The organism is Paenibacillus sp. USHLN196, from assembly GCF_037144955.1.
In the GTDB taxonomy this organism is placed as follows: Bacteria; Bacillota; Bacilli; order Paenibacillales; family Paenibacillaceae; genus Paenibacillus; species Paenibacillus xylanexedens_C.
Genome location: NZ_JBBCYH010000029.1, coordinates 1 through 14,642, shown reverse-complemented (window position 1 = coordinate 14,642; position 14,642 = coordinate 1). Strand labels below are relative to the sequence as shown.

The window sequence follows — 14,642 nt, the reverse complement described above, 5'->3', positions numbered from 1 at the left end:
ATTACGATACACCAAACTTTTCCTACAATCAAGTATACATTTGATTATAACCACCAATTTAACATTGACAAATGATAAATTCGTCTATATAGTACCCATAGGGGTATATGTATATATGCTCGTAGAGTAAATTAAAAAGAAAATAAAAATGAGGAGGATCAACATTGAGTGAACAACAATGGCAAGTCATTACGCCTCACGAAGTACAAGAAAAATTGAAATACACTTCAAAAACTCAATTCATTGATGTAAGAGAAGCCGAAGAATATGCAGCTGGTCATATTGGTGGTACAAAGCACATTCCTCTAAGTGAATTAGCTCAAAGGGCTAATGAGATTAAACCTAATGAAGAAGTCGTCTGCATTTGCAGAAGCGGAAATAGAAGTGCAAAAGCTTGCGAATTCTTGGTTTCAATTGGGTACACTAACGTTAAAAATATGATTGGTGGCATATTGGAATGGAATGGAAAACCGTTGAGAAAAACTAATTGGGGGTAAAAAAATGACAATCAATATCCAAGCAGATAAGACATTGGATTGTAAAGGTCTTGCTTGTCCGATGCCCATTGTGAAAACAAAAAAAGCAATTGATGAACTTCAAGCTGGGCAAGTCATTGAAGTTCAAGCCACGGATAAAGGTTCTTTGGCTGATATTCAGGGATGGGCTAGGAATACAGGGCATCAATATTTAGGAACCGTCCATGAAGGCGAAGTGCTAAAACATTTTGTACGAAAAGCAGCCGCCAACGAAGTAAAAGATGAAATGAAACATCCTCACAGCATTTCGAATGAGGACTTACAACAGAAAATTGAAAACAACGACAATCTAACGGTTCTGGATGTTCGCGAACCTGCAGAGTACGCATTCAATCATCTGCAAGGTGCGAAGTCCATTCCACTTGGTGAACTGGAACAACGTATGCATGAGCTGAATGAGGATGATGATATTCATGTCATTTGTCGTACTGGAAGCCGTAGCGATATGGCTTGTCAATTGCTAACAGCAAACGGGTTTAAGCAAGTAACAAACATTTTGCCTGGAATGTCGGGCTGGACAGGTCCAACTGAAAAAATCTAATTAACGGAGGTTATAAATATGTCCACAAAAGTTGCCATTATCGCTAGTAACGGTGGGTTATTTGACGCATATAAGGTGTTTAACATTGCAACTGCATCCGCGGCTACCGAAGCACAGGTCACCATTTTCTTTACTTTTGAAGGGCTGAATCTCATTCACAAACAAGCCCATCATCAACTTCCTTTGCCTTCTGGTAAAGAACACTTCATCGAGGGTTTCAAGAATGCCAACATCCCCTCCATTCCTGAACTGGTCAGTATGGCACAAGAGATGGGCGTAAAGATTATTGCATGTCAAATGACGATGGATGTCATGAATTTGAAGAAAGAAGATTTTATTGACGGAATTGAAGTTGGTGGGGCTGTAACATTCTTGGATTTTGCAAAAGATGCCAATATTTCATTGTCGTTTTAAGGAGGTTGTTTGAAGTGGAAGCAAGCTTGATGAATGCCAAAGAACTCACTCGTATGATTTTGAACAAAGAAGAATTATTTATTTTGGATGTTCGAAACGAAAGTGACTTTAATAATTGGAAAATTGAAGGGGAACGAATTGAAGTCATTAACATTCCATACTTTGAATTGTTGGACGGTGTAGATCCAGAGCTTGATAAAATTCCGAATGATAAAAAGATATTGGTTGTTTGCGCAAAAGAAGGTTCATCCAAATTTGTGGCTGACCAAATTGTAGAAGCTGGTCGCAAACATATCTTTTATCTTCAAGGTGGAATGAAGTCTTGGAGTGAACATTTGGAACCCATAAAAATTGGGGATTTGAAAAACGGGGGCGCAATTTATCAATTTATCCGAATTGGCAAGGGTTGTTTAAGTTATTTCGTTTTTTCCAACGGAGAAGCAACCATCATTGATACGCCACGAATGACGGATGAATTAGAACGCTTTGCATCTGAAAATCAGGTCCAAATCAAGTACACCATCGACACTCATCTACACGCTGACCATATCTCAGGTGGTAAAAAGTTAGCGGATAACGTTGGAGCAACATATTGGCTTCCGCCCAAAGATGCTACGGAAGTCATCTTTGGTTTTGAAAAGCTTGAAGAAGGTCATACTCTTCGAGTCGGTAATACTGAAATCAATATTCAACCGATTTATTCGCCTGGTCACACCATCGGAAGTACAACACTCTTAATTGATGATAAATATTTGCTGACAGGAGATATTTTGTTCGTTGACTCCATTGGGAGACCTGACTTAGCGGGTAAAGCCGAGGATTGGGTTGGAGATTTACGTGAAACGCTCTACAAACGTTATAAAGAACTTTCAAATGATTTAGTTGTACTTCCTGCCCATTTCGGGAAAATCACCGAACTAAGTCATGACGGAACGGTATCAGCTCGTTTGGGGGATTTGTATCAATATAATCGGGGTCTGAATATCGAAGATGAAGCAGAGTTCCGTAACATTGTGACGAACAATTTGCCACCGCAACCTAACGCATATCAAGAGATTAGACAGACCAATATGGGAAAAATTCAACCAAGTGAAGAAGAGCAACGCGAGATGGAAATTGGTCCAAATCGTTGTGCTGTTCACGACAATTAAGGGGGATATATCATGCAAGCAGATATGATTGTTGATACAAAAGGAATGGCTTGTCCGATGCCAATCGTGAAAGCAAAAAAAGCACTGGATGGCTTACAAACAGGACAAACCATGCTCGTTCTTTCAACGGATAAAGGTTCTCTGAATGACTTTCAAGCTTGGGTCAAACAAACGAAACACGAACTCGTATCGCACGAACAAGAAGATGGCATTTATAAATTCCTTGTGAAAAAGCTGTAAGAACAAATAAGGCGAACACTACCGCATAGTGTTCGCTCTTATTTTGAATCAAATATGATTTTCACACCCATCGAACAATACGTTTCTTCCCGATAATGCACGTTCGGACAAGTCTTGATACAGCATAACGTATCATTTTCAGCAACTAGGGGTTCCGAACATTCAGGACATTTATGGATGAACATCGATTTTAGAAATTGAAGCAAAGCGTATCACCTTCTTTCCACACTTAATTACTTGGTTTTATTATATATCACATTTGACCTTTCGTACAGTGTTTACACGAAAGATGTTGTGACGAACGAAGGAGGTATTATGGATACCTTTTTGTATATCGTGATGATGCTCCTTGGTTTTGTAGGTTCGTTTTTTTCGGGATTATTGGGCATCGGGGGCGCGATTATAAATTATCCCCTTCTGCTCTTTGTACCGTCTAGCCTGGGAGTTGCCGATTTTACTGCTCATGAAGTGTCCAGTATTAGCATGTTCCAAGTGTTCTTCGCGTCTCTTGCTGGTGTTCTTGCTTTCAGAAAGAAAAAGAACAATAAAAACACCGCTCGTATCCATGCTGGACTTGTTCTTTACATGGGGATTAGCATTTTATGTGGGAGCTTAATTGGAGGAATTGCTTCTAAATATATCGTTGGTGATACCATCAATATCATCTACGGCGTATTGGCAATTGTAGCTGTTGTATTAATGTTGATTCCCAATAAGGGGAAACAAGAAGACAACGCTAAACAAATCACATTTAACAAGACCATAGCTGTAATATCGGCATTTATCGTTGGCATCGTTTCAGGTATTGTCGGAGCTGGTGGGGCATTCATTCTTATTCCCATCATGTTAACCGTCTTGAAAATCCCGACTCGAACAACGATTGCAACGTCTCTTGCTATTGTATTCATCTCTGCAATCGGTGGCGTAATCGGCAAGATTACTGCTGGAAGTATTCCGATTACGCCTACCCTCTTTACTGTCATCGGTAGCATTCTTGGCGCTCCACTCGGTTCCAGAATGAGTGCCAAAATCAATACGAAGTATTTACGCTATGCCTTGGTTGTCTTAATTTCATTCACTGCCATAAAAGTTTGGATATCAATTTTATAATACGTTATTCAGAGGAGAATTCATGATGGAACCAACAAAGCAAAAGTCGACAATTGTATTTTTCAGCGGAGATTTAGATAAAGCCATTGCAGCGTTTATTATTGCCAACGGAGCAGCTGCGTATGACCATGAAGTAACGATATTCTTTACGTTCTGGGGATTGAACGCAATGCGCAAAGATGAAGTCGTAAAAGTAAAAAAAGGATTGCTTGAAAAAGCGTTCGGATGGATGATGCCGCGAGGATCTAAAAAGCTTGAGTTGTCTAAGATGAATTTTATGGGCATGGGACCAAAGATGATTAATCACGTGATTAAAAAGCATAATGCGCTTTCCCTCCCCCAACTTATTGAATTGGCGAAAGAGCAAGGAGTCAAACTTGTTGCTTGTACGATGACAATGGACTTGCTGGGCTTAAAACAAGAAGAACTTATTGATGGGCTAGAATATGCAGGTGTTGCTGCTTATCTTGGGGATGCTACTGATGCAAAAGTGAATTTGTTTATTTAGAAAAGCTTGTCATAATTATTTTTTTGCTTATAATATACCCATACAGGTATGTTAGAAGGGAAGTGAATAACCCATGGACTACAATTACACGAATGAAATGAAAACAAGGTTGAAAAGAATCGAGGGTCAGATACGCGGCGTACTAAGACTTATGGATGAAGGTAAATCATGTAAGGAAGTCGTGAGTCAATTGTCTGCTGTGCGAAATGCATCCGACAAGGCTATCGCTCAAATTGTCGCTGAGAACTTACAGCAATGTTTGTTAGAAGAACAATCAGCTGGACGCGATAGCAATAAGCTTGTTCAAGAAGCCATTGAGTTATTGGTAAAGAGTCGCTAAATTTATAATAAGGGAATGGAATGACGTGAATAAACTTCACTCCATTCCTTTTTTTATAACCATCAATCATAATACGAATTATGGTCTGTTTGTGCTCAACAATAACAGTATTTTCTCGACCTTATAATGAAAAATCTTGACAAGCTATTAGCTGGTTTAGCTTAATAATTTGTCTAATTAATTTGTTCTTGAAGGTAGACTCCCTCCTTGTCCAGCGTAATATCGGATCATAAAATGATGTAAGCCAATGAAATCTCAGGGCTGGTATAAAATCTCTATTGTCTCGTTTACGCATCTTTCACCCTCTATCCGCCATCTTGCCAGTAGTTTAAGCTTGGATTTTACGAAGTATGATTTTACGATACATACCGTTAAATAAGGCAGACTCATCTTCCTCCACTCGAATATGGTTTTCGTATGGTTTTACGATTTGTTCAAAATGACGGCCAATGTCCGTCCCCATCATTGCTACGACGGGACGAAGGAATTTCTTAATTGCGGGCAATTCCTGCGAGGGAGGAGCAAATTTATCGAAAATGACTATACGTCCCCCAGTTCGAGTAACCCGAATCATTTCTTGAAAACACTGATCCGGATCGGGTACGACAGATAGGATCAGATTCGCAATGACCATATCGAACGATTCCTGAGAAAAGGCCAAATCTTGCGCATCCATTTCTGTGAACGTAAAGTTTGGTGCATCATATTTATTTCTTGCTTTATCAAGCATTTCGGAAGACAAATCGATTGCAGTAACAGAAATATCTTTGCCCATAATGAACTGTAAGTCTGCTCCCGTACCGACACCGACAAAAAGAATTTTGCTTCTAGGCTTAATATCGAGGTTCTCAAAAATCTTTTTCCGTGCCTTTAAAAAGGGCCCGGAATTAAAGAGATAATCATAAAAGGGAGCCCAGAACCGATAAATCACTTTGTTCCATGAGTTATTCATAGTCGATTCTTTGCCCCCTCAACAATTAAACGTTAATTTGATTATTATAATACTCCAAACCTTTCGTATATTCAAATACATATTTGATTATTCTTCGGCTTGAGAAAAATATTCATTTTGAAAATATTTTTGCTATAAAAAATAGGCTTCCCTGTCACGGGAAGCCTATTTCATTTTCTTGAGATATTGGACCAGGCTAACTCGTTTTGTAAAATGCCAATTATAACAGACAGTCTCGATCTCATCTTTCTAGCTGCTACCTGATTTCCAGCTCATACTCCTTGACGCGCCGGTAAAAAGTCGGCTTCTTCATTCCGATTTGCTGCATGGCCGCGGTCGCTGTCAATGCACCGGCTTTCCACTCCCTATATGCCTGAACAAACTTGTCGTCGATCTCCTGCTTGGGCCTGCCGAACGTCACACCATCCGCCCGGGCAACCTCGATCCCTTCCGCCTGCCGCTGCCGGTTCTTCTTCCGTTCCTGTTCGGCTACATACGCCAGTAGACTTAAAAATTGATCCTCCATCACTTTCCCAAAATCACCCATCGTCTTAAACTTCCGGGAATCGAATAACGTTTCGTTATCCAGGCATACGATGTCAGCGCCGATCTCCCTTGTGATATACTTCCATTCGGTAATAATGCCATCGTAATCCCGGCCAAGCCGATCCAGCGCATCAATATAAACCAAGTCACCTTCCCGGATCATCAGACGCATCGCCTGATAGCGTGGTCGGTCGAAATCCTTGCCGCTCTGTTTATCAACAAAAATAAACCGATCTTCAATGCCCAGCTCTCTGAACTTGACGAGCTGCCGTTCCGGATTTTGGTCTTTGGCCGATACCCGGCCATATGCCAGCTTCAAGCTCACCACTCTCCCCTAAATATGTATCAAAAAGTATCGAATTTATTTGATACGTTCCTAAAATCATTTTAATACATTTTGATACGCGAAAATAGGGGGGATCTTCACCGTCTCGAAAAGCATGCTTTTCGAGACAAAAAAAGAAGCAGCGCGAGCTGCTTCCGAAGATTAATGTGGAAAGTCAGAATATTTAATTTTTGCTTTTCATAATTGGATGTTCCAATTCAACGTGACCCATTAGACTTTCAACCGCTTTGCCATCGACCAATATGTCGAGTGATTTGATTTCATCAAATTGAAAAACCGTTTTTTGAATCGCCTGAAGTGCCATATCCTCGCCGGTAGATCCAAGCCGTGCACTGTTAGGTAAGTGGATATCAAGCGTAATCACTCCATCCTGCACGGTTACTTTGTTGAATTGGGCTTGTTTCCACAAAGACGTTTCTACCGAATTTTCGTCCTTTTGGAGCGCATCTAATGCTTGCTCGATTTTTTCGTTATCGGTCTTGTAGCTGATTTCGATTTGCCGTTCGATTAAATCGGTCCAATCAGCATTAGCGAAGAAGACGTTAATTTCTCGCTTTTGTACTTCTTCTTTACTATTCGTTTGATTGCTAGCCAATTGGTTTCCAGGGGATTCTTGCTTTGTCCCACAGGCTACAGCTGCTAAAACAAACAATGTTACCCAAAAGAAAACAAGCTATCATTTTCCAAGGTTTCCTCATGTGATTTCCCTCCTTGTCAAATATTTAAATATTCTTTGATTCCTGCCACAATTTCTTTGGCAATTTCATTTTGCTTCGTTTCATCGAAGAGAACGGAGGAATCGTTTTGGTTGGATAAGAAACCAGATTCGATTAGAATCGCCGGCATAGTCGTTTTCTTGATAACAACATACCCTGCGGTTTTCACGCCACGGTCTTTCAGACCTACGGCTTTAAGAACATGCTTGTGAATGATTTGTGCTAAGGTTTGACTATTGGTATGGTAATAGAATGATTCTGTCCCGGAAGCACTTGATGATTCCGCTTTATTGGCATGAAGAGAAATAAACAAATCAGCTTTAAGATTGTTGGCGAATGAAGCCCTGTCGTTCAATGAGACGAACGTTTCATCGGCACGAGTCATATATGGCTTGATCCGAGGTTCGTTCATAAGAAGCGTATTAACTTTTAGTGACAATGACAAGTTATAGTCTTTCTCCGATCGTCCTGAACTCTGAGCTCCCGGGTCTTTACCCCCGTGGCCAGGGTCGATAACAACCTTAAAGATCTTATCTTCGCCCGATGACGGTGGTGTTGGCACGGGAGAAGGAATTACCGGTTCATTTCCGTTAAGCAGACTAATTTGAATAGAACCGTCTTTTTTGATCAACTGGTAATCTGTCTTGGCTTTCAAATCAAGTACGACCCTTACAGTCGAGGGTTTGTCTGAATAATAGGAGTACCGTATCTTGGTTAGTTCCGGATGATTGTCGACCGAAATCTCTCCCGTAGATGAGTTGATAAATGCCGGATTAAACTTCGATGCGAAATCTGCATTCGGCATATCAATGACAATACGGTCCGGGTCACTTAAAATAATAGGATCGTTTACATTGACTTGCCCGTGGTAATCTATTGTTAAGGTACCCAGCCCGTCAAACCGAATCGACTTTAATAAACCTGTAACATTGTCAGGAAGTGAGTTGGAACCCGATCCTGCATCTTTGTCCGGTGCTACAATCGGTTGATCGAGGTAAACAGATTTGGCCAGATTATCGTAATTAACCTTGAGTCCCATTGTTTCACTGACGAATCGAATCGGAACCATCGTTACGTACTTCAAAGAATTATCGTTGAAAATTTTTGCTGGCGTATCCAAGTTCACTGTTTTGTCATTAACAAGTGCCATACGATCATCAATCTTTAATGTAATTTGGGTTGTACCGTTATGTATACCCACCGTCTTGTTTGATTGATTCCAACTCACATCGAAACCTAATCCTTCAGCCACCGCACGAATCGGAACGAGCGTTGAATTGTTTACAATACGCGTTTCGGTTTCGAGTTGTTTCCCGTTCAAAAAAAGCTTGGGAAAAATCGATTCTGCTTGTCCGATTCCAGCGAACATAGAAAAAGATACCAACATAAATAACAACATGGATAAAGGTTTCTTCATTTTCCACCTCGATGTCTTAGAATTCTGCTCTTTTATTCGACAAATATAGACTTATTTATGACGCTAAATATCAGATAAAGTTTCTTATTGTTTTTACAAAGTAATGCTAAGGCCCAGCACGACCGTAAAATAAAACGAAGCAGCTCCGGACATTTCTGCCCGGAGCTACCTTCGACCGATATTTTCGGATTACGCTTTTAGTACATCCAACATGAGGATACTTGTCTATCCTTCATAATAGGAGGGCCTGTTTGAGCAATGTATCGCGTCCGTTTGTACAGAGCTACAGTAAATGTAGCTGCGATCGTTCGTTTTCCGGCGAGATCCACGCGCTTCAAGTCGCCTGCAGGAGATCCATTCGCCTAAAAATTCCGAACCTTACAAACCGATAAATGGAGACGGATCAACGCGCCGCCCATTAACAAAGATTTCAAAGTGCAAATGCAAGCCGGTACTTTTGCCCGTAGAAGGGGTAACATCAGTAAAGTAGATAGTTCAATCCGTGCGAAGCCGACATATGGATGAAGAGAGGGTGCCGAACGGGGCGTTGGTTCGCTGATGGAGAGCGGAACAACGTCGCGGAGGATTTTGCCGTCCTGGACGAACGACCTTTCAAAGTACGAAGCCAATATCTTAACTGATCTTCCTGACGTCTTTGTTCTTTTTTCGTCATGAGACAAACTCCTGCTAATTGAAGTTGCCTCATTTTCTCATGAATTCGGGTAACGCAGAAGGTGCGCTGGGTTTGCCGCTTACGAATGAAAAGTGAATATTTTACCAATAATAGGAATAATCACTCATGAAGAATGGAGTTGGATTATATGTCAAATACAAATGAAATGCCTAGAGAACAAGGAATAGACCATAGCCTAAGTCTTATGAGAGAAGGATATTTGTACATTTTGAACAGACGTCACAGTTTTAATTCTGATGTATTCGAGACCCGAGTGTTTGGAAAGAAAGCAATCTGCATGGGAGGAAAGGAAGCTGCGGAAGTTTTTTATGACACTGAAAAATTCAAAAGGAAAGATGCAGCACCAAACCGGGTGGTACAAACATTGTTTGGCAAAAATGGTGTTCAGGCTTTAGATGGAGAGGCCCATAAGCACCGTAAGGAAATGTTTATGTCAATTATGTCTCCTGATGGACTTGAGAAACTGACCGAGATTACAAAAAAACAGTGGGAGATGGCAGTGGAAAAATGGGAACTGATGGATGAGGTTGTTCTTTATGAAGAAGTGCAGGAAATTATGTGCCGGACAGCCTGCCAGTGGGCTGGTGTACCGGTACAAGAAGACGAAGTGAAGAAGCTGACAAACGATTTGGAAGCGATGTTCGAGTCGGCAGCTGCTATCGGTCCAGCTCATTGGCTAGGGAGACATGCACGGAATCAGGTAGAAAAGTGGATCGAAGAACTCATTAATGAGGTTCGTGATGGGAAAGTAACCCCCCCTGAAAATACTGCATTACACAGGTTTGCCTGGCATCGCGATCTAGAAGAGAATCTCCTGGATGCAGAGACCGCTGCTGTGGAAGTGATCAATATTTTGAGACCGATTGTAGCTATCGCTATATTCATCAATTTCACTGCGCTGGCAGTACATCATTATCCGGAAGAAAGGGGGAAACTTGAATCCGGCGATGAAAAATATGCTCAGATGTTTATACAGGAAGTACGCCGCTTTTATCCGTTTTTTCCGTTTGTCGCGGCTTTGGTAAAAAAAGATTTCACCTGGAACAACTATAAATTTGAAGAAGGCACATTAACTTTGTTAGATCTTTATGGCACCAATCATGATCCTAAAATATGGGACAATCCTGAGGTATTCAATCCGGTTCGGTTTGCCGAATGGGACGGAAGCCCCTTCAGCTTCATTCCGCAAGGTGGTGGCGATTACTTGATGGGACATCGCTGTGCCGGTGAGTGGGTCACCATTGAAGTCATGAAAGTGAGTCTCGATTATTTAGTGAATCGCATGAATTATGAAGTTCCTGACCAGGATTTAAGTTTCAGTATGGTCAACATACCAAGCATTCCCCATAGTAGAGTAGTGATCAAAAATGTTAAGAGAAGGACTTAATTTGAAGAAAAGAAAAAAACATGTACAACCTAAAAATCTATTACACACAGAGTGAAATGAAATATCTGGATCATCACAAAAATAGCCTCTCAATGACAGTACGGATTAGATCAGGGTGGTTGTGATAATTGGGGAAGTTTGTTTTATGTATTTCTGGCGGCGATCGCCAATGTGATCGGCGGCCTAATTTTTTTGTTAAAACGTGACTGTTCGCGCAAGGGTTTGAATGATTTGATGTCTTTAAGCGCAGGAATTTTAATCGCTATCGCCATTTTGGATTTTATTCCGGAATCTTTGGAGCATGATTCCTCAAGCCTGATTTTCATCTGATCTCTGACTCGATGCCTTATCCGCTCTGGATGCCCGGAGCGTGTCAATCATGACCGCAATAACCCCTGTCGTGTTAAACACATCCGCCATGTTAAATACCGGATAATAGATATTGCTTTGAATTTAGGGTATGAAGGTGCCATTAGAGTGTACCATTAATACCTGTCAAAAATAGAGGCGGCTCCCCTCACGAGGGAGCCGCCTTGTTGTTGGTAAAAAGAAACTAATCCTCTCCTTCTATGCCTTCGTACAGCTCCGTTAAATAGTGCTGTGCAGCAAGAACAGTAAAGTCTATATTTCGTTCAGCAGGGAACCCGGACCGTTCCAAAGCCTGTTTAAAAGCGTCTGATTTGAAACTTACGGGCTCATCGATGTACTTCTGTTTGACCTCCATCAAAGCCCATTTTTTTGGGAAGACAATAATTCCGTTTAGCGCTTGAACTGCAATGAATTCGTCATGATCGGCAGTAATGCGGACTTCCGGATATTGCTCCTTATGAGTTTGGACGTATTGGTAAACGTCCGCTGCCGTTTCTAATGGATCAGGTGGAAGATACTTTCCACCACGCCTTATAAATCTGTATGCCTTGAACATGCATTCTCCCCCTTATAAGCACCCATGCCAGAAAATAGAATCGTCTGTTTTGAAATATATAGAGTCTGTTTCTATTGAGCTTTGTCCGGCTCTAACCTCAAATATCTTACTAATGCCCTTGATCATCTCATAAACCTGATCAATTCGCCTAAGATTCGCCGATTCATTTTCTTCCAGCTCCCTGGCTTTACGCCATAAATACTGATTAAAGAGCATCAGATCCGCGCAGTGGCTTTCTATACCTTGTTTCTCCATAACAGACCAATATAGTTCTACATCTGCCCCATCCTCTTGCCAATAGGCTTCTATAATGGGCATAAATCGCTCAGAAAGCTCATTGAAGTATATCTGGTACTTTTCTTCCTGTTCGATCCACTGACGCTCTGTAGAGCGCTTGAACGGCTCTACAAAGTCACTTCTGCCAAGCTTATAACATGTCAGGTATTCAGCATCACTCAAATGACCTATTGGATTCCGGAAAATAAAAATATCACCTTTCCTGGCAACCCCAACGGTCTTGCCCTCATATCCAGGGACGTGTTCCTTTACCCGCACAATGATTTTTTCATTTAGCACGTCTCTTATCCCCCACAAACGGCAAAGGATCTACTTTTCTGCCATTGATAATGATTTCGAAATGTAGATGGTTCCCGGTGCTGCTGCCGGTTGACCCACACCCGCCAAGCACAGTTCCCGCAGCTACTTGATCCCCTACACGAGCATTGATCGAAGACAAATGGGCATAGGTAGTCACATAACCGCCCCCATGATCCACACGTACATACTGGCCGTAACCTTTACTGGGGTTACTCGCATCTTGCCAGCCCGCCATAATAACCTTTCCAGCTTTAGATGCTGGTATCGGCTGTCCGTGGGAACAAGCAAAGTCTACACCTTCATGCGGTTTTCCTACTTCGCCAGTAACGGGATGTGTACGCGGGCCAAATCCGGACGTAACCTGGCCGTTGACCGGACGACTAAACCCGGCTTTACCCGGTTGCGGTATCGTAATAGCATCGTACCCTTCAGTTACGTAAAGGGTAGCGTACTTCATTACTTCAGAAATATATTCTTGGCTGTGGTTGTATTGGTATAGCGCTGCTTCAACGTTACCCGAAGCGGCACCGTTTTTCCCGAGGTAATTGGCTGCGGAAAAGACAGCATCCTCTAAATCCCACATATCTGCTTTTCCATCACCATTCGCATCTACGCCATAGCCGCCATACTGGGAAATAACGACCAAGCTGGTTTTCTCTTCGGCACTGAAATTCCCTGCTCCTGAACCACTGCAAGAGCTATGCCCCCATCCGATAAAAGTACATGGCATGAACTGCATGTGCCCTTCTGCCCCAACGGATGAAATCATGGGATCTAACGTAGAGAACCGGGTTTCAATTCGGTGTACTGCCGCCAATAGATTCCAAGGAACTCCATATTTCTCTGCGGCAGCTTGATAAATTGGGATATACTCCGCTGGGATCTCAGATTCGCCCAGCTCAGATATGATTCCACTGCCCCATCCTGCACCGCCCCCGTAATCACCAGAATCAGAGCTACTGAACATCATAACCATAAACATAAGTACAAACAGGACACCAACAAAGAAAATCGGAATTAAGGCCAATCCGCCAAATATAGTGAATTTCTTCATGGATTCCACGCCCTTGAACGTACACCAAGATCATCAATCTTCCATTTTCCATCTATCAATTTGACCTTAATGATATAGGCTAACGTACTTGCACGAGTTTGGCCGTCCTGATCGGTATGCTCCACCTCAATGTCTGCATTCCACCATTGTTCCTGCAATCCCTCTTTCTGCGGTTCCAGATCTACATTGATCAGCTTGGTTTTGACGATCGTTAGTGTACCCCGGCGTTGCTCCTGTTCTAATGCTTTATAGAGATTATCAGTTACATAAGGCTTAGACTGTTCTAAAAAATCAGTTGGACTTTCAACATCGAACGGTACATACACCTTCAGAAATTCCGGAATAACTTTCTGGATCTCCGTTTGCATTTCTTCCGTTGGGGCCGCTACCTCTTCAGCCTCCTTCTCTGATACGGCTTGCTCATTTGGGGTGTACTGGCGAACCGGCTTCTCCTGAGTAACAGGCTGCTGCTTCTGTTCAGCAGCAGCCCGTTCTTTTTCAATGCGATTCCCTTCAAAAATCGATCCAATAAGTAAGGCTATCATACCTAAAGCTATAATTGAGCCAAGCCATGTTTTCACTGGTCCCTTCATGACTCGTCGCCCCCCTCGTTGTTAGAAGGATTTAACGGAATATTCTGCACCCGGTTTTCCTGTTGTCCAGAACGTATAGGTGTAGAATCGGCATGATCTGCTGCTTGACGTTCTACGCTTCTGTTCCCAAGAGATTCTACCCCTCTGGATGTTCGTATTCTCTCTGGCTGCGGTCTTCTTGGACTTGAGCTTTGGGTTTGGCTTTGTTCCCGTCTTGTGCCAGGAATGACGTTAAGAGGTACCGTCTGTGGCGCTTGTCCACTATTAGTGGTGTTATGCGGCACACGCGAGTCTATCGCTTGATCCTCATTAGGCAAAGACGCAAATAAAAAAGCGTCATTTCCTGAAGATCCTTGGCCGCCTGATAAGGACACAGATTCATTTTGTAAATTCCCGCCGCCAGTGAAATAATCATTGGATCTAGCAGATTCATCATAATTTGCGTTCCCTGGTGCTGCCCCTGCGCCGCCTGATAAGGACACAGATTCATTTTGTAAATTCCCGCCGCCAGTGAAATAATCATTGGATCTAATAGATTCATCATAATTTGCATTTCCTGGTACCCCTACGCCGCC

18 protein-coding genes are annotated in these 14,642 nt (G+C 42.2%); 9 read left to right on the top strand and 9 right to left on the bottom strand.

The genetic code is table 11. The features are described from left to right. Window positions 1-164 precede the first annotated feature (164 nt). The 8 genes from WFI24_RS33560 to WFI24_RS33525 all read left to right on the top strand — a co-directional run bounded on the left by WFI24_RS33560 (window position 165) and on the right by WFI24_RS33525 (window position 4,840). Window positions 165-497: a rhodanese-like domain-containing protein gene (locus tag WFI24_RS33560; protein WP_336766111.1), complete on the top strand. Its 333-nt coding sequence runs from the start codon at window positions 165-167 to the stop codon at window positions 495-497. 4 nt (window positions 498-501) lie between these two features. Continuing rightward, window positions 502-1,077 (top strand): sulfurtransferase TusA family protein, encoded by a 576-nt coding sequence (locus WFI24_RS33555; RefSeq protein WP_336766110.1) that lies wholly within the window; start codon window positions 502-504, stop codon window positions 1,075-1,077. Window positions 1,078-1,095: 18 nt separating this feature from the next. Next, window positions 1,096-1,491, top strand: coding sequence for a DsrE/DsrF/DrsH-like family protein (locus WFI24_RS33550; protein WP_336766108.1), 396 nt, complete (start codon window positions 1,096-1,098; stop codon window positions 1,489-1,491). 29 nt (window positions 1,492-1,520) lie between these two features. Further along, entirely contained in the window at window positions 1,521-2,642 is a 1,122-nt protein-coding gene (locus WFI24_RS33545) for an MBL fold metallo-hydrolase (protein WP_336766161.1), read from the top strand. A gap of 12 nt (window positions 2,643-2,654) precedes the next feature. After that, window positions 2,655-2,882, top strand: coding sequence for a sulfurtransferase TusA family protein (locus WFI24_RS33540; protein ID WP_336766106.1), 228 nt, complete (start codon window positions 2,655-2,657; stop codon window positions 2,880-2,882). 315 nt (window positions 2,883-3,197) lie between these two features. Beyond that, entirely contained in the window at window positions 3,198-3,992 is a 795-nt protein-coding gene (locus tag WFI24_RS33535; RefSeq protein ID WP_336766104.1) for a sulfite exporter TauE/SafE family protein, read from the top strand. A gap of 25 nt (window positions 3,993-4,017) precedes the next feature. Next, on the top strand, window positions 4,018-4,500 hold the full coding sequence (locus WFI24_RS33530) for a DsrE/DsrF/DrsH-like family protein (RefSeq protein ID WP_336766159.1): 483 nt from the start codon (window positions 4,018-4,020) through the stop codon (window positions 4,498-4,500). Window positions 4,501-4,573: 73 nt separating this feature from the next. Next, entirely contained in the window at window positions 4,574-4,840 is a 267-nt protein-coding gene (locus tag WFI24_RS33525) for a metal-sensitive transcriptional regulator (protein WP_336766102.1), read from the top strand. Window positions 4,841-5,168: 328 nt separating this feature from the next. On the opposite strand, the gene WFI24_RS33520 is transcribed toward WFI24_RS33525, so the two are convergent. The 4 genes from WFI24_RS33520 to WFI24_RS33505 all read right to left on the bottom strand — a co-directional run bounded on the left by WFI24_RS33520 (window position 5,169) and on the right by WFI24_RS33505 (window position 8,817). Continuing rightward, window positions 5,169-5,792, bottom strand: coding sequence for a class I SAM-dependent methyltransferase (locus WFI24_RS33520; RefSeq protein WP_336766101.1), 624 nt, complete (start codon window positions 5,790-5,792; stop codon window positions 5,169-5,171). Window positions 5,793-6,048: 256 nt separating this feature from the next. Then, on the bottom strand, window positions 6,049-6,657 hold the full coding sequence (locus WFI24_RS33515; RefSeq protein ID WP_336766157.1) for a recombinase family protein: 609 nt from the start codon (window positions 6,655-6,657) through the stop codon (window positions 6,049-6,051). 190 nt (window positions 6,658-6,847) lie between these two features. After that, window positions 6,848-7,279 carry a GerMN domain-containing protein gene (locus WFI24_RS33510; RefSeq protein WP_336766100.1) on the bottom strand — a complete coding sequence of 144 codons (432 nt, stop codon included), beginning with the start codon at window positions 7,277-7,279 and terminating at the stop codon, window positions 6,848-6,850. 119 nt (window positions 7,280-7,398) lie between these two features. Further along, window positions 7,399-8,817 (bottom strand): N-acetylmuramoyl-L-alanine amidase family protein, encoded by a 1,419-nt coding sequence (locus WFI24_RS33505; protein ID WP_336766099.1) that lies wholly within the window; start codon window positions 8,815-8,817, stop codon window positions 7,399-7,401. Between the two features lie 821 nt (window positions 8,818-9,638). Between WFI24_RS33505 and WFI24_RS33500 the strand changes: the two genes are divergently transcribed. Then, a complete protein-coding gene (locus WFI24_RS33500; RefSeq protein WP_336766097.1) occupies window positions 9,639-10,898 on the top strand; it encodes a cytochrome P450 in 1,260 nt (419 codons plus the stop codon). A gap of 553 nt (window positions 10,899-11,451) precedes the next feature. On the opposite strand, the gene WFI24_RS33495 is transcribed toward WFI24_RS33500, so the two are convergent. From WFI24_RS33495 to WFI24_RS33475, 5 genes are all read right to left on the bottom strand, one after another. Next, complete coding sequence (locus tag WFI24_RS33495) at window positions 11,452-11,823, bottom strand: hypothetical protein (RefSeq protein WP_336766096.1); 372 nt, start codon at window positions 11,821-11,823, stop codon at window positions 11,452-11,454. A 12-nt stretch (window positions 11,824-11,835) separates the two neighbouring features. Next, a complete protein-coding gene (locus tag WFI24_RS33490) occupies window positions 11,836-12,399 on the bottom strand; it encodes a hypothetical protein (RefSeq protein WP_336766094.1) in 564 nt (187 codons plus the stop codon). Then, window positions 12,389-13,474: a peptidoglycan DD-metalloendopeptidase family protein gene (locus tag WFI24_RS33485; RefSeq protein ID WP_336766092.1), complete on the bottom strand. Its 1,086-nt coding sequence runs from the start codon at window positions 13,472-13,474 to the stop codon at window positions 12,389-12,391. The genes WFI24_RS33490 and WFI24_RS33485 overlap by 11 nt, the downstream gene beginning before the upstream one ends. Next, window positions 13,471-14,067: a hypothetical protein gene (locus WFI24_RS33480; RefSeq protein ID WP_336766090.1), complete on the bottom strand. Its 597-nt coding sequence runs from the start codon at window positions 14,065-14,067 to the stop codon at window positions 13,471-13,473. The genes WFI24_RS33485 and WFI24_RS33480 overlap by 4 nt, the downstream gene beginning before the upstream one ends. Beyond that, the coding region (locus WFI24_RS33475) for a hypothetical protein (RefSeq protein WP_336766088.1) at window positions 14,064-14,642 on the bottom strand (579 nt) is incomplete at its 5' end. The genes WFI24_RS33480 and WFI24_RS33475, both read right to left, overlap by 4 nt.